16 protein-coding genes are annotated in these 14756 nt (G+C 72.8%); 8 read left to right on the forward strand and 8 right to left on the reverse strand.

All coding sequences use genetic code 11. From position 1 onward, the window contains the following. Positions 1-39 precede the first annotated feature (39 nt). The 3 genes from hemG to ACIBK9_RS37990 all read left to right on the forward strand — a co-directional run bounded on the left by hemG (position 40) and on the right by ACIBK9_RS37990 (position 3348). The gene (gene hemG, locus ACIBK9_RS37980) at positions 40-1443 is read left to right on the forward strand and encodes a protoporphyrinogen oxidase (protein ID WP_397163609.1); all 1404 of its coding nucleotides are present in this window, start codon (positions 40-42) and stop codon (positions 1441-1443) included. A 5-nt stretch (positions 1444-1448) separates the two neighbouring features. Further along, positions 1449-2150 carry a hydrogen peroxide-dependent heme synthase gene (hemQ, locus tag ACIBK9_RS37985; protein ID WP_352365611.1) on the forward strand — a complete coding sequence of 234 codons (702 nt, stop codon included), beginning with the start codon at positions 1449-1451 and terminating at the stop codon, positions 2148-2150. Between the two features lie 307 nt (positions 2151-2457). Next, positions 2458-3348, forward strand: a complete 891-nt coding sequence (locus ACIBK9_RS37990; RefSeq protein WP_397163610.1) for a hypothetical protein — start codon at positions 2458-2460, stop codon at positions 3346-3348. A 195-nt stretch (positions 3349-3543) separates the two neighbouring features. Here the strand turns inward: ACIBK9_RS37990 and msrB are convergent, their stop codons facing one another. Beyond that, positions 3544-3945 carry a peptide-methionine (R)-S-oxide reductase MsrB gene (gene msrB, locus ACIBK9_RS37995; RefSeq protein WP_352325044.1) on the reverse strand — a complete coding sequence of 134 codons (402 nt, stop codon included), beginning with the start codon at positions 3943-3945 and terminating at the stop codon, positions 3544-3546. A gap of 346 nt (positions 3946-4291) precedes the next feature. Here msrB and ligD point away from each other — a divergent pair, with 346 nt between their 5' ends. Next, the gene (ligD, locus tag ACIBK9_RS38000; RefSeq protein WP_387664074.1) at positions 4292-5302 is read left to right on the forward strand and encodes a non-homologous end-joining DNA ligase; all 1011 of its coding nucleotides are present in this window, start codon (positions 4292-4294) and stop codon (positions 5300-5302) included. Between the two features lie 112 nt (positions 5303-5414). On the opposite strand, the gene ACIBK9_RS38005 is transcribed toward ligD, so the two are convergent. Beyond that, complete coding sequence (locus tag ACIBK9_RS38005) at positions 5415-5714, reverse strand: hypothetical protein (RefSeq protein WP_358284770.1); 300 nt, start codon at positions 5712-5714, stop codon at positions 5415-5417. A 324-nt stretch (positions 5715-6038) separates the two neighbouring features. On the opposite strand from ACIBK9_RS38005, the gene ACIBK9_RS38010 reads away from it, so the two are divergent. Further along, a complete protein-coding gene (locus ACIBK9_RS38010; RefSeq protein WP_397163612.1) occupies positions 6039-6611 on the forward strand; it encodes a hypothetical protein in 573 nt (190 codons plus the stop codon). A gap of 377 nt (positions 6612-6988) precedes the next feature. On the opposite strand, the gene ACIBK9_RS38015 is transcribed toward ACIBK9_RS38010, so the two are convergent. From ACIBK9_RS38015 to ACIBK9_RS38030, 4 genes are all read right to left on the reverse strand, one after another. After that, positions 6989-7801, reverse strand: a complete 813-nt coding sequence (locus tag ACIBK9_RS38015; RefSeq protein WP_397163614.1) for an MBL fold metallo-hydrolase — start codon at positions 7799-7801, stop codon at positions 6989-6991. Positions 7802-7806: 5 nt separating this feature from the next. Then, positions 7807-8001 (reverse strand): hypothetical protein, encoded by a 195-nt coding sequence (locus ACIBK9_RS38020; RefSeq protein ID WP_352325673.1) that lies wholly within the window; start codon positions 7999-8001, stop codon positions 7807-7809. A gap of 106 nt (positions 8002-8107) precedes the next feature. Further along, positions 8108-8755: a response regulator gene (locus tag ACIBK9_RS38025; protein WP_397163615.1), complete on the reverse strand. Its 648-nt coding sequence runs from the start codon at positions 8753-8755 to the stop codon at positions 8108-8110. Beyond that, complete coding sequence (locus ACIBK9_RS38030) at positions 8752-9927, reverse strand: sensor histidine kinase (protein ID WP_397163617.1); 1176 nt, start codon at positions 9925-9927, stop codon at positions 8752-8754. Before ACIBK9_RS38030 ends, ACIBK9_RS38025 begins: the two co-directional genes overlap by 4 nt. A gap of 148 nt (positions 9928-10075) precedes the next feature. Between ACIBK9_RS38030 and ACIBK9_RS38035 the strand changes: the two genes are divergently transcribed. Further along, positions 10076-10612 (forward strand): YceI family protein, encoded by a 537-nt coding sequence (locus ACIBK9_RS38035; RefSeq protein WP_397163618.1) that lies wholly within the window; start codon positions 10076-10078, stop codon positions 10610-10612. On the opposite strand, the gene ACIBK9_RS38040 is transcribed toward ACIBK9_RS38035, so the two are convergent. Continuing rightward, a complete protein-coding gene (locus ACIBK9_RS38040; protein ID WP_397163620.1) occupies positions 10572-12689 on the reverse strand; it encodes an acyl-CoA dehydrogenase in 2118 nt (705 codons plus the stop codon). The genes ACIBK9_RS38035 and ACIBK9_RS38040 overlap by 41 nt on opposite strands. A gap of 319 nt (positions 12690-13008) precedes the next feature. Between ACIBK9_RS38040 and ACIBK9_RS38045 the strand changes: the two genes are divergently transcribed. Both ACIBK9_RS38045 and ACIBK9_RS38050 read left to right on the forward strand, forming a co-directional pair. Then, positions 13009-13377, forward strand: coding sequence for an RNHCP domain-containing protein (locus ACIBK9_RS38045; protein WP_352325680.1), 369 nt, complete (start codon positions 13009-13011; stop codon positions 13375-13377). Between the two features lies 1 nt (position 13378). Next, positions 13379-13780, forward strand: a complete 402-nt coding sequence (locus tag ACIBK9_RS38050; protein ID WP_352365635.1) for an RNHCP domain-containing protein — start codon at positions 13379-13381, stop codon at positions 13778-13780. 73 nt (positions 13781-13853) lie between these two features. Here the strand turns inward: ACIBK9_RS38050 and ACIBK9_RS38055 are convergent, their stop codons facing one another. Continuing rightward, a complete protein-coding gene (locus tag ACIBK9_RS38055; RefSeq protein ID WP_358284786.1) occupies positions 13854-14741 on the reverse strand; it encodes a tetratricopeptide repeat protein in 888 nt (295 codons plus the stop codon). Positions 14742-14756: the final 15 nt, after the last annotated feature.

Genomic DNA, 14756 nt, shown 5'->3' on the forward strand with positions numbered 1-14756 from the left:
TCAGCTGGGCGGTCTGCCGAGGCGGTAGCGTCAGGAGACGTGGAAGGGAAACGGGCGCACGTCGTCGTCATCGGCGGTGGGATCTCCGGCCTGGCGGCCGCGTGGTTCCTCCGTCAGGGTACGAGCGAGCAGGTCAAGGTGACCGTGTTGGAGGGCAGCCCCCGCCTCGGCGGCAAGCTGCACGCCTCCGAGGTCGCGGGGGTGAGCCTCGACGCCGGGGCCGAGGCCATGCTGGCCCGCCGGCCGGAGGGCGTCGAGCTGGCCAAGGCCGTCGGGCTGGAGGACGAGCTGGTCCTCCCCGGCACCGTGCGGTCGGCCGTCTACTCCAGGGGCGCGCTGCGGCAGATGCCGAAGGGGCACGTCATGGGCGTGCCGGCCGACCTGGCGGAGCTGGCCAGGTCCGGCATCGTCTCACCCGGCGGCCTGCTGCGGGTGCCGCTCGACCAGGTCCTGCCGCCCACGCTGGTGCGCACCGACGTGTCCGTGGCCTCCTACATCCGGGCCAGGATGGGCGGTGAGATCGTCGAGCGCCTGGTCGAGCCGCTGCTCGGCGGGGTCTACGCCGGCCGTTCCGACATGCTGTCGCTGGAGGCGACGATGCCGCAGGTCGCGGCCGTCGCCAGGGCCGAGCGCTCGTTGCTGAGCGCCGCCCGGCACATCGTCGAGGACGCGCCCAAGAACGGCGGGCCGGTCTTCACGACGCTGCGCCAGGGCCTGGGCGGCCTGCCCGAGGCGGTGGCCAAGGCGTCCGGGGCCGACGTCCGGACCGGCGTGACCGTGCGCGAGCTCCACCGCACCGAGCACGGCTGGCGGCTGGTCGCCGGGCCGGTGCCGCGGCCCGAGGTGATCGAGGCCGACGCCGTCATCCTGGCCACGCCCGCGCCCGCCGCCGCCCGCCTGCTCAAGGACGAGGTGCCCAAGGCCGCCGCCGACCTGGCCAGGATCGAGTACGCCAGCATGGCCGTCGTCACGCTCGCCTACCCGATCGACGCGCTCCCGCAGCCGCCGACCGGCAGCGGCTACCTGGTGCCGCCGGTGGAGGGCCGGCCGGTCAAGGCGGTGACGTTCAGCTCGGTCAAGTGGCCCCACCTGGCCCAGGACCTGCTGCTCGTACGCTGCTCGGTCGGCAGGATCGGCGAGGAGCACCTGCTCCAGCGCGACGACGCCGAGCTGGTGTCGCTGGCCACGGCCGAGCTGGCCGACGTGATCGGCGTGCGCGGCCTGCCGGTCGACAGCCGGGTCACCCGCTGGGGCGGCGGGCTGCCGCAGTACAACGTGGGCCACCTCGACCGGGTGGCCAGGGTGCGCGCCGCGGTCTCGGGCGCCGCCGGGCTCGCCGTGTGCGGCGCGGCCTACGACGGCATCGGCGTCCCCGCCTGCATCGCGACCGCCCGCACGGCCGCGGCCCGGATTCTGGACCACCTGTCGCGAGAAGGAGAATGAAGGACATGACAGAGGGCGCGCCGCGGCCGAAGGCCCGCGATCTCAACCAGGTGATCCGTTACACCATGTGGTCGGTCTTCCAGGTGACCGAGCAGGTCCCGGGCAACCGGGAGAACATGGCCGACGAGGTCGAGGAGCTGCTCGCACAGGCGGCCGGCAAGGACGTCGTGACCAGGGGGGTCTACGACGTCGCCGGCTTCCGTGCCGACGCCGACTACATGTTCTGGTGGCACGCTCCCACGCCCGAGGACCTCCAGGACGTCTACTCCCGGTTCCGCCGCACCGGCCTCGGCCGGCACAGCAGGCCGGTCTGGTCGGCCATGGCGCTCCACCGGCCGGCCGAGTTCAACAAGTCCCACATCCCGGCCTTCCTGGCCGAGGAGGAGCCGCGGGCGTACGTCAGCGTCTACCCGTTCGTGCGCTCCTACGAGTGGTACCTGCTGGAGGACTCCGAGCGGCGGGCGATGCTGGCCGAGCACGGCCGGATGGCCCGCGACTATCCCGACGTGCGGGCCAACACCGTGGCCTGCTTCTCGCTCAACGACTACGAGTGGATGCTGGCGTTCGAGGCCGACGAGCTCCACCGCATCGTCGACCTGATGCGCACGCTGCGCGGCGCGCAGGCCCGCCGTCACACCCGCGTGGAGATCCCGTTCTACACGGGCGCCCGCAAGCCGGTGCAGGAGCTCGTCGCGGCCCTGCCCTAGCGACCGTGGCGGCCCCGGGCGGGGAGGAACGTCGAGGCCAACTTGACGATCTCCCTGAAGTGATCTATCCCCTTTGTCACAATCGAGGGTGAATTCCCTTTCGGTGGCGTGACGTCGGTGGCACGGTCCACGCAGGGGCTAGGAGGGCCGGGTGGAACAGTCCGCGGAAGGTCAGGGCCCCGGGCGCCGGCGCGCGCCAGGCCGTCATGCGGCGTTACGGGACACGACACCGTCCGCCCGGCAGCCCGGCGACCGGGCGGAACCCCGTACCGGCGACCGGGCTGAGGCGCGTGCGGGTCACGCGCGGGTGACCGGCGGCCCGGCGGAGGCGCGCACGGGTCACGCGCGGGCGATCGGCGGCCCGGCGGAGGTGCGTGCGGGACGCGGGCGGCGTGGGCGGCGGCGGCGGCGCGGGCGTGCGGGAACTCGGGGCCTGGCCGCGGGCGCGGTGGCGCTGGCCGGGGGAGTGGCGCTGCTGCTCGGCCTGAACGGCGCGTTCGGCGGGACGGTCGCCGCCTCCGGAGCCCCGGCCGGCGCGGACGGCGCCACGGCCCGGCAGGACCCGGCGGCCGAGGGCGGCGTCCCGGCGAACCCGGGACGGGCGCCGGCCAGCGGCAAGGGCGCCGCGGAGGCGCGCGAGCTGCCGAAGGGCCAGGCCCGGCCGAGCACCCCGGCCGCCGCCGACCCCGCCGGCTCAGGGACGCCCGCCAGGACCGGCGCCGCCGATCCCGCCGCGAAGCCGGACGCCGTCCAGGGCAAGCCGGACACCGTCACGGGAAAGACCGAGACCGGCGACGCCCAGGTCAGCCTGCCCGAGGCCGACGACCAGGGCGAGGCGAAGGGCGGCGACTCGGCCGGTTACAAGGCCGACGGGCCGTCGCGGCACACCGACCGGGAGGCCGCCGAGTACTTCCGCGCCCGTTGGGGGCGGGGCGACAAGGCGATGAAACACCTCAAGGACATCCGCACCGTAGGCGGATATCTGCGCATTTACACGAACTTACCGGACAGTGCCGACAACTCCGCCGCGGCCATCACGCTCTGCAAACGCGGCCTGGAGTACCTCAGGGCGAACGGCGTGAAGCGTCCGATCGTGTTCGTGCAGGCGGAGTTCGGCGAGAACGGGAACCCCGTCCTCGCCAACATCCTGGGCCCGTCCGATCACAGCTGCCGTGTCACGTACCCCCGGCCGAACTGACGCGCGCCGGGAAACCGCGAGAGCCCCCGAGGCGGGCTAGCGCACCCGGACCCTCGTCTTCGAGCACACCTCACACCGCTGAGTCACGACACGCCCGATCGTCTCAATCGTCACCCAGCGGTGGCGAAGATGGACACGGCCCACAAGCAGGCCCCTACCCCTTGTGGACGATCGGTACGCTCTGTCGCTGATCGATCACCCCTTGGGTTCGAGCCTCAGCGAGACCGAGTTGATGCAGTAACGGTCGTCGGTCGGCGTCGGATAACCCTCGCCGTGGAAGACGTGACCGAGGTGGGAGTCGCAGCGGGCGCAGCGCACCTCCGTGCGCACCATGCCGTGACTGTTGTCCTCGATCAGCCTCACCGCCTCCGACCCCGACGGCTCGAAGAAGCTCGGCCACCCGCAGTGCGACTCGAACTTCGTGTCGGACCGGAACAGCTCGGCGCCGCAGGCGCGGCACGAGTACACGCCCTCGGTCTTGGTGTCGACGTACTCCCCCGTGAACGGGCGCTCGGTCCCGGCCTCCCTGAGCACGTGGAACTCCTCAGGAGAGAGCCTGGCCCGCCATTCGGCCTCGCTCTTGACCACCTTGTCCATGCGTCCAGACTACGAGATCCGGCAAAAAGAGATCTCCGCAGGGTGAAGCATCCTTTCTCGGCCGAATTCGCGTCTTTGTCGGTAAGGGGGTGTCATCGCCTCCTGCCAAGGGGTGAGATCGTCCGCGGCTCGCCGTAGCGGCACAGCCCACGCCCGTGCTGGCGCCGCTGGCGACCCGAGATGGCCGGCCGGGTGGCGCGCCAGCGCCCGGAACGGCGATGGATGATCTTAGGTCCGTCCCGTCGAGCCCCGGTCCCGCCACCGACGCGGCTCCGGGACGGGCCCACCTCTCACGTCGGCTCTGTCGTCGGCTGTTCTGTCGGCGCGGGGGAGTAGGTTCGGTGGCATGGCATCGCCGTTCATAGAGCTCAAGGTGGGGGAGCGGACCGTCAAGGTCACCAATCCCGACAAGGTCTACTTCCCGGAGATCGGGGCGACAAAGCGGGAGCTGGTCGAGTACTACGTGAGCGTCGGCGAAGGGGCCCTGCGCGCGCTCAGAGACCGGCCGACCAACATCAAGCGCCATCCCGACGGCGTCCAGACCGAGGCCATCTACCAGAAGCGCATGCCGCCCAGGCATCCCGAGTGGCTGCAGTCGGTCACGGTCACCTTCCCCAGCGGCCGCACCGCCGACTCGCTCCGGGTCACCGAGGTCGCCGCGATCGCCTACTGCGCCAACCTGGGCACCATCGACTTCCACCCCTGGCAGGTGCGGGCCGCCGACGTCGAGCACCCCGACGAGCTGCGCATCGACCTCGACCCGCAGCCCGGCCTGGAGTTCGACGCCGCGCGCCGGGCCGCCGAGCGCACCCGCGAGGTGCTCGACGAGCTGGGCATGGCCGGGTTCGTCAAGACCTCGGGCAACCGCGGGGTGCACATCGCGGTGCGCATCGAGCCCCGCTGGGACTTCGTCCAGGTGCGCCATGCCGGCATCGCGCTGGCCAGGGCGGTCGAGGCCCGCGATCCCGACCTGGTGACCACCGCGTGGTGGAAGGAGGAGCGCGGCGACCGCGTCTTCATCGACTTCAACCAGAACGCCAGAGACCGCACCGTCGCCAGCGCCTACTCCGTCCGGGCCCAGCCGCACGCCCCCGTCTCGACCCCGCTGACCTGGGACGAGCTGGCCGACGCCGACCCGCGCGACTTCGACATCCGCACCGTCCCGGCCCGCTTCGCCAAGCTGGGCGACGTGCACGCGGCCATCGACGACCGGGCGTACTCGATCGAGCCCCTGCTGGAGATGTACGCCGCCGACGACCGCGGCGACCTGCCCTACCCGCCCAACTACCCGAAGATGCCGGGCGAGCCCAAGCGCGTCCAGCCCAGCAAGGCCAGGAACGCGCCGGAGGAGCAGTGATCACTCACGTGCCGGGCGCGGCGGGAGTTCCGGTCACCGACGGCTGACCTTCGGTGTCGGCAACCCGAAAGGCCGGCCCCCGTCGTGGGGCCGGCCTTTTCGCGGGAGCCGGTCAGCAGGTGTCGGCTCCGTCGAAGGTGCGCACGCCGCGCGGCACGCGCGAGTAGATGGTCTCGCCGGGGTCCACGGTCTGGCAGGCGCCGTCTGTCCCGCGCGCCCAGATGATCTTCAGTCGGAGCCGGTAGCCGCAGTCGTTGCGGGCGTAGCCGGTCTTGGTGATGGTCCCGGTGTTCTGCCAGACGGTCACGCACGACGGCGCGTTCCCGGCCGGCGCCGCCCAGGCCGGCAGCGAGCTGAAGGTGCAGCACGCGACGGCGAGGGTGGTGAGGGCTGCTCGGGTGGCTGGGCGCATGTGAGGTGTCCTTCCGTTCCGGCCTCGGCCAGGCGGCTGCCTGGGCAGGGGGCGAGGTGGAGACATAAGCGAACATCTCAGATCGATAACGGCGGTGGCGATCGTGAGCTGGTACAGGATGCGAGCCGCAGGTCTGGGCGTGTCGCGCGTAACGCTGGGACGACGCTTCCGAAAATGTGGTCGAGTCCCCACAAAGCCCTGCACCCCTTCCGCCTGACGAAACGCACCGGATGGCACGACGGACAAGATGCTCCGGACGGCATGACGCCGGAAGTCACGCGGTTCGGGCCGAACTAGTCAGGCGTTTCCCGCATCGAAACGGTCATGAACTCAAGCGCCACGCACAAGAGCAGCCCGATGGCCCGCCGACTCCGCGTCTGGGCGTCGACCGTCGCCCTGTCGACCTCACTGGCGCCGATCCTCGCCACGGGCGCCGCCTTCGCCGCGACCGGCCCGGCGGCGACCGACCCGTTCCAGGGCATCGACTGGGCGCCCGTCGTGGAGCGGGCGTTGCACTGCCCCAAGCCGGGGCCGAAGGACAAGTGGTACGTCGTCCGCGCCCGGGTCGCCGCCGTCGGCGACCTCACGCGGGACGGGCGTCCCGACACCGTCGTCACCTCGTCCTGCCCGAGCCCCACGGCGGGCAACCCGGTGCTGGCCTTCGTCTACGACGGCGCGTCCCGGCGTTCGGCCCCGCGGCTGATCGGCACGCTGGGCAAGAACCGGTACTTCAAAACCCAGACCGTCGCCATTCAGAACGGCGAGGTGCGCCTGAGCGGCAAGGTGGTCAGCGACAAGGCTCCCCGGTGCTGCCCCGACCTGCTCGTCCGCCAGACCTACAAGTGGACCGGCAAGGCGTTCAAGCGGACGTCGGAGAAGCTGGCCAAGCTCTCCTGAGCAGGATGGCGGCTGTGGGCCGCACGGCCGGACCCGGCGCCTGGGACGGGACCCGACGGCCCGGCCGTGCGGCGGCACAGGAGGTGCGGCCGAGATCGAAGGTAACTCCCGTACCTCCCGCTGGGGGAGAAATCGGATATGCAAACTTCCGCCCCCGGTAGGGGATTCCTCATCCGAGTAGAAGAAACCTCATCCCCGGCGAAACGCCGAAGCACCCGTCCCGAAACGGCCTCGGACGGGTGCCGCGCCTCGGACGGGTGCAGGTTCGGACGGGTGCGGGTGCGGGCCACGGGGAGGTGCGGGTTCGGGCGGGTGCGGGCTCCGGACGGGTGCCCGTCCGGGCGGGTGCGGGGCCCGGACGGGTGTGGAGCGAGCGGTCAGCGGCGCACGAGGTGGTGCGGCGCCAGTTCGCGGGTCTCGCCGCGTTCCAGGTAGACCACCCGGTCGGCCAGGCCCACCTGCTCGATGTGGTGCCGGAAGTCGTCCAGCGGTGAGCTGAAGACGCCGTAGTCGTCGTAGTGCACCGGCACCACGGTGTGCGGGTTGATCAGGTCGACCCAGGTCGCGCCCTGCTCGCCGTCCATGGTGACCAGCATGGTGCCGAGCAGGCGGGTGCCGCCCAGGTGCACGAGCGCGAGGTCGACCTCCGGGAAGCGACGCGGGATCGCCTCCAGACGGCGGTCGAGCAGGGTGTCGCCGCTGATGTGCAGCCGCAGCTCCACCAGGCCCTCGGAGCCGCGGAACTCCAGCATCGTCCCGATCACCGGCGGCAGCAGCGTCTCGGCGGGGCCGGGCGCGTGCCTGGCGGGCAGGGCGGTGACGGTCACGCTGCCCTGCGGGCCGCTCAGCTCGTGCTGCTCCCACACCTCCAGGCCCGTGCTGCGGCCGAAGCCGCGGCGGCGCAGCGTGCGCGCCGCCTGCCGGGTGGTGATGATCTGGGTGCCCTTGTCCAGGCCCTTCTCCGTCACCCGGTCCCAGTGGTCCCCGTGCAGGTGCGACAGCACCACCGCGTCGATGGGCGGCAGGTCCGACACGTCGATGGCCGGGTCCTTCAGCCGGCGCGAGCTCAGGCCGTAGCCCAGGTACGCCCGCTGGCCGCGGTGCAGGAAGTTGGGATCCGTCAGCAGCGTGAAGCCGTTGTAGCGGATCAGCGTGGTCGCGTTGCCGATGAACTGCAGGCTGCCCTTCATCCCGCTCACCCCGGATACGGCGGGTGCTGGCCCGGAGGCACGCCGCCGCCCTTGCCGCCGCCCTTGTGCCCCTTGTCGCTGCCGTGCGGACGGCCGGCCCGCTTGCCGCCGCTCTTGGACTCCGGCACGGCGTCGGTGGATTTCGAGTTCGCGCCGGACTTACCCGACCGGCGAAGTTCGGGCTGTTGCGGATTACTCATGGCTTTTGTCCCCCTTTGCGGCTTATCACCTACCTCGCTGCTCCGCCGCCAAACCCGCCGCCAAACCCGCTGCCAACCCCGCTGCCAACCCCGCCGCCCGCGGCGCCTACCGGGTCAGGCCCGCGTCGTGGGCGATGAGGCCCGCCTGGGTGCGGTTGTGGCAGCCCAGCTTGTCCAGCAGGCGCGACACGTACCCCTTGACGGTGGGTTCGGCCAGGTGGAGGCGGGCGGCGATCTGCGCGTTCGACAGCCCCTCGCCGAGGCAGGCCAGCACCTCGCGCTCGCGTCCGGTCAGCGACTCCAGCAGCTCGCGGGCGCGGGCGCGGGCCGGGTCCGCGGCGGCCGAGGCCGCCACCAGCCTGCGGGCGGCGATGGGCGACAGCACGGTGTGCCCGTCTGCGGCCACCCGGACGAGCCCGATCAGGTCCTCCGGCGGCGTGGACTTGACCAGGAAGCCGGCGGCCCCCGCGCGCAGGGCGCGCAGGACGTACTCGTCGGCGTCGAACGTCGTCAGCACCACGACGACCGGCGGCCGGGGCAGCTCGGCCAGGCGTTCGATCGCGGTGAGCCCGTCCACGCGGGGCATGCGCAGGTCCATCAGCACGACGTCCGGACGGCTGCGCACGACCGCCTCGACGCCGGCGGCGCCGTCGTGGGCCTCGTCCACGACCTCGATGTCGGGCGCCGAGCCGAGGATGGTGCGCAGGAAACGGCAGACCATCGGCTCGTCGTCCACGACCACGACCCTGATCATGTCGCCACGTACGCCGGAAGAACGGCCTCGACGGTGAACCCGCCGTCGGGGGCCGGCCCGGCGCGCAGCGTGCCGTGCACGACCTCGACCCGCCGCCGCAGGTCGGCGATGCCGAGGCCGGAGCCGGTGCCGGCCAGGGGGCCGCCGGGCAGGCCGGTCGGCGGCGTGTTGCGCACCGTGAGCCGTACCCGCGCCGGGCCGTACTCGATCCGCACCTCCACCCGCGCGCCCGGCGCGTGCTTGCGCACGTTGGTCAGCGCCTCGCGCACGATCCGGTACGCCGTGCGCCCCACCACCGGCGAGGCCAGCGCCCGGTCGCCCTCCTCGACCAGCTCGGCGGGGGTGCCCACGGAGGCGGACTCGGCGACCAGCGCGGCGAAGTCGGCCGCCGACGGCGGCACCTCCGGCTCCGGCGCGGTGCGCAGGACGCCGATCAGGTCCCGCAGCTCGTCGAGCACCTGGCAGCCCGCGGCCCGCAGCTCCTCGGCGGTCTGCCGGGTGTGCTCGTCGGCCGCGGTGACCCGCAGCGCGCCGGCCTGCAGCACCATGAGGCTCACCCGGTGAGTGACGACGTCGTGCATCTCGCCGGCCAGCCGGGCGCGCTCCTCGGCGCGGGCCTGCTCGGCCAGCAGGTGCCGCTCGCGTTCGGCCCGTTCGGCCCGTTCGACCAGCATCCTGAGCACCCGCCGCCGTCCGTCGAGGTAGAGCGCGAGCAGCGGGCCGACGGCCGTGCGCAGCACCCCGTCGATGAGCACGCCGGCCGACGGGTCCCACACCCGCGCGATCACCATCGTGTACGCGGCCAGCGCGGCGACGGCGATCCGCCGGTCCCTGCGGTCGTAGAGCGGCCCGTACGCCGCCGCGATGGTCGCGAACGGCGCCCACACGTTCCCCTGCCCGGCCGGGACCAGCACCCCGCCCGGCGAGATCAGCAACGTCACCACCAGCGTGTACGTCCCCAGCACGCCCAGGACCGTCAGCGGCGCCCGGCGGCGGGCCACCAGCGACAGGCAGGCGGCCGCCTGGACCGCCAGCAGCGCCCAGGCGAGCGGACCCGGACGCTCGGGCCACCACGACAGGCCGAGCAGCGTCGAGCCGGTGTCCAGCAGCGCGAATCCGCCCGCGATGACCACGTCCAGCACGCGGGAACGGCGACACGCCCCTGCACCCATGCCGCAAACGCTACGACATCCCTGTATGTCGTAAATATCGGGTAAGTGGGAAACCATACGAAAGTCGCATGCGCTCCCGCCGATCGTCGCCCCCACCAGCGACGGCCCGCTCTGCCGCACGGCCACCCCGCCGCCGTGCAATGGACCTATGACGAACCTCCCCCCGCTGGGCCGCTACGAGATCGACACCGAGAACTCCGCGATCCACTTCACCACCCGGCACCTGTACGGCCTCGCCCGCGCCCGCGGCACCTTCGACGTCGCAGGCGGCACCGTGGACGTCGCCGAACCGCTCGCCGACTCCCGCGTGCGCGTGGAGATCGACGCCGCCGGCTTCCACACCGGCAACCACCGGCGCGACGAGACCGTGCGCTCGTCCCGCTTCCTCGACGCCGCCCGCCACCCCGTCATCACCTTCACCGGCGGGCCCACCGGCGACGGGACGCTGACCGGCACGCTCACCGTCACCGGCGTCGAGCGCCCGCTCACCCTCACCGTCGAGCGCTGCGACGTGACCGCGAACGGCTTCACCGTCGTGGTCGCCGCCCGCGTGGACCGGACCGCCTTCGGGGTGACCGCCATGCCCGGGCTCGCCGCCCGTCACCTGGCGATGTCGGCCGAGGTCAGGTGCGTGCGGGCGGGCGTCACGGATCGCGGGGAAGGCCCAGCGCGCGCTCGGCGATGATGTTGAGCTGCACCTCCGTGGTGCCGCCGCCGATGGTGAAGGCCCGGGTGGTCAGGATCATGCGGTTCCAGTGGCGGTCGGACGGCGCCAGCGACCAGCAGAACTCCGAGACCGCCTGCGCGTGCCGCATGCCGAGCAGCTTGCGCACGCTGGAGGCGGGTCCCGAGGCGGCCCCGGCCAGCCTGGACAGCGTCACGCGCAGCCCGAGCGCCGAGATCGCCTGGCCCTCGGCCCACAGGCGGCCCGCCTGCTCGCGTTGCGACTGCCGCAGCGGCGGCAGGGTCCCGATCAGCCGGATCATGTCGGTGTGCCGGGAGCCGGGCCCCCAGGAGTCGCCGAGCGCGACCCGCTCGTGGGAGAGCGTGTCGCGGGCCACCCGCCAGCCGGCGTCCACCTCGCCCACCACCAGGTCGTCCGGGACGAAGACGTCGTCGAGGAAGACCTCGTTGAAGATCTCGTCCCCGTTGATCTCCTTGAGCGGCCTGACCGTGACGCCGGGGGCGGACATGTCCACCAGGAAGTACGTGATCCCCTCGTGCTTGGGTCTGCCGGGGGAGGTGCGGGCCAGGCAGATGCCCCAGTGGGCGTACTGGGCGAGGGACGTCCAGATCTTCTGGCCGGTCAGCGACCAGCCGCCCGCCACGCGGGTGGCCCTGGTGGACAGGCCGGCCAGGTCGGACCCGGCGCCCGGCTCGCTGAACAGCTGGCACCACACGAGCTCGCCGGTGAACGTCCTGGGCAGGAAACGGTCCCGCTGCTCGGGGGTGCCGTACGTGACGATGGACGGGACCGCCCAGGCGGCGATCCCCAGGTTGGGACGCTTGAGGTCGCGGAACTCCTGGTGGATGATCACCTGTTCCAGCGGCGTGGCCGCGCGGCCCCACGGCCTGGGCAGGTAGGGCATGATCCAGCCCTCCCGCGCGAACCGGCCCAGCCGGGCGAGCGGCTCCTCGCGCCGCAACGACTCGGCCTCCGCCCTGATCGCCTCCCTGAGCGGGACGGACTCCTCGGGCAGGTCGGGCTCCATCGCGCGGCGGGCGCCCGCCAGGGCCAGCGCGGCGACCTGCTCGGCCCACGGCCCCGGGTCGCCGGCGAGCATGCGGCCGGACAGGGCGCGGCGGTAGTGGCGGTGGGCGTCGTGCTCGAAGGTGTAACCGATGCCGCCGAGCACCTGGATGGCGTCGGCCGCGCAGCGCACCGCCGCGTCCGGCCCCAGCACCGCCGCCACCCCGACGGCCAGCCGCACGTCGTCACCGAGCCCGCCGAGCCCGCCGAGCCCGCCGAGCCCGGCGGGCCCGTCCGTGGGCGGGGCGTCCGTAGGTGGGGTGTCCAAGGCGCGGGCGGCGTCCCAGACGGCGGCGCGGGCCTGCTCCAAGGCCACCAGGGCGGCCGCCACCCGGTGCTTGACGCCCTGGAACTGGCCGATCGGGCGGCCGAACTGCTCGCGTACCTTGGCGTGGGCGGCGGCCGCGCCGACCGCCCAGGCGGCGGTGCCGCACGCGTCGGCGCCCAGCAGCACCGCGGCCAGCTCGCGCACCGGCACCGGCCCCAGCAGGCGCTCCGGCGGGACGTCGCGGCCCGCGACGGCCGTGACCGTGCACAGGTCCCGGTCCAGGTCGACGCCCTCGGCGGGCTCGGCGCGCACGCCGGCCCGGTCGAGCAGCGCCCACCCGTCACCGTGCGGCACGAGGAACAGGTCGGCCCCGGACGACCCGAGGGCGAGCGGCCCGAGCGCCGCGGCGGCCCCGAGGGCGAGCGGCCCGAGCACGACGGCCGCCGTCAGCGACCCGTCGGCCAGCCCGCGCAGCAGGCCGGGCGCGGGCGGCCTCCCGGACCGGGCGAGCGCCGCCGAGGCCAGCACGCCCGGCAGGTACGGCCCCGCCACCCGAAGCTCGCCCAGCACCTCCAGCGCCACGCACAACTCGACCAGCCCGTACCCCTGCCCGCCGTGCTCCTCCGGCAGGTGCAGCCCCAGCAGCCCCTGCCCGGCCAGCGCCCGGTGCTCGACGGTACGCCCCGCCAGCCCCCGCACGGAGGCCGCCAGCGCCCGGTGTTCCTCGGTCAGCCCGATCCCCATGGACGAACACTAGAACGATATTCGGTCGATCTCCAGGGCCCGGGAAAATCGTTGGCGCGCGACCGGAGGGGGCGGTTAGCCTGGCAACCGTCCTGTTCGGTGCGACTTGTGGAGGTGGGTTGATGACCGGCACGGCGCCCAGCGCGCCTCTCTCGTGCCGCGGGTGTGCTCGCCTCCCTGTGTTCCAGAGCCTGAGGACGAGCATCTGAAGTCCTGGCCTCAATGGGCCGGACCGCCTGTGGCACCAGCGTGCCTGTGAGGCCCGCTCGGCGCTCCCTTGCTGCCTTTTTCACGACAAATCCGGCAAGGAGAACCCAGGTTGTCTGCCAACGGCAAACCTCGTTCCATCATCAGCACCGACACCTTCGCCTGCGTCCGCTGCGGCCTGACCGTCGCCGCGTACGCGCCCGGCGGCGTCCGCCGTAACCATTGCCCGAGCTGCCTGCACTCGTTGCACGTGCTCGACCGGGTGGAGGGCGGCCCGTCGGAGTGCCGGTCGCGGATGAACCCGATCTCCATCGCGGTCCTCCGCACCGGCGACTGGATGATCATCCATCGCTGCTCGCGCTGCGGCGAGCTGACGTCCAACCCGATCTGCGGGGACGACAACCAGCTCATCCTCATGCGCATGGCCGTACGCCCGCTCGCGCAGCCGCCGTTCCCGCTCGAAGCGTTCGGCGACCTGTGACATGCCCAGGAGAAACCCTGGCCGGGCCAGGCCGCAACAGCCCAAGGCCGTGCGACGTGACGAGCGCGGCGACGCGTTCCGCTGCGTCGGCTGCCGGCTGGACGTACCGATGGACGCGCCCGGCACGGCGCACCGCAACCACTGCCCGCACTGCCTGACCAGCCTGCACGTCGACCACCGGATCCCGGGGGACCGGCGGGCGGGCTGCCGGGGCCCGATGGCGGCGCTCAGCGTCACCGTCAGGCCGGACGGGGAGTGGCTGATCATCCACCACTGCCAGGCGTGCGGCGGGCTCAGCGCCAACCGCATCGCCGGCGACGACAACGCGCTGGCCCTGCTGCGCATCGCCGTACGGCCGCTGTCCGACAGCCGCCTGCCGGTGAACGCCCTGCTGGCGCTCTGACACAAGGCGCTGTCAAAGAGGTGCCTTGACGACGGCGGGCCGCCCTCCGGGGCGGCCCGCCGCTCGCGACGGCCTAGTCGTCGCCGAACTCCAGGCGCAGGGCCAGCGTGAAGTCGTTCACCGCCTCCTCGTGCCGCTCCATCTCCTGGAAGATCTCGCCGCGCACCCGGTAGGCCCAGATGTACTCGGGGTCCAGTTCGATGGCGCGGTCCAGGTCGCGCAGCGCGGCCTCGTTGTCGCCCATCTCGCTCAGCACCGCGCCCCGGCTGCCGAACGCGCGGTCGTTGTCGGGGTCGAGCTCGACCGCGCGGTTCAGGTCGGCCAGCGCCTCCTGGTAGCGGTCGGTCATGCGCAGCGCCTCGCCGCGCCGGCTGAGCGCCCGCACGTGATCGGGGTCGGCTTCCAGGGCCCTGGTGTAGTCGGCGATGGCCTCGCTGTAGAGGTGCATGCGCTGGTACAGGTCACCGCGCGCCACCCACGAGTACGCCAGCTCCTCGTTCAACGCGATGATCTTGGCGTGCTCGTCCAGGGCCTCGTCCAGCCGGTCCATGTCCACCAGGGCGTCGGCCTTGGCCTCCAGGATCCACAGGGACTCGGGGGCGAGGGTGAGCGCGTGGTCGAAGTCGTCCATCGCCTCCTCCAGCCGGCCGAGCGCCGCGTACGCCTGGCCGCGCGAGCCCAGCGCGTACGCGCTGTCGGGTTCCAGTCTCAACGACTCGTCGAAGTCGGCCAGGGCGGCCTCGTACCGCTCGATGACCCGATGGCTCTCGCCGCGCAGCCGCCAGGCCCGGGCGTTGTCCGGGACCAGCGTTATCGACTCGGTCAGATCGGCGATAGCGGCCTCGTGCCGCGACAGCGCGATGTACGATTCGGCTCGGCTGCGCAGCACGGACGCCCGCGACTGGGCGGCTGCCTCGGACAGCTCGGTCAGCTCGGACTGGTCGTTGATCCCCTCGCTCATGGAGGGAATCTATCT

The organism is Nonomuraea sp. NPDC050227 (assembly GCF_044459705.1).
Classification (GTDB): Bacteria; Actinomycetota; Actinomycetes; order Streptosporangiales; family Streptosporangiaceae; genus Nonomuraea.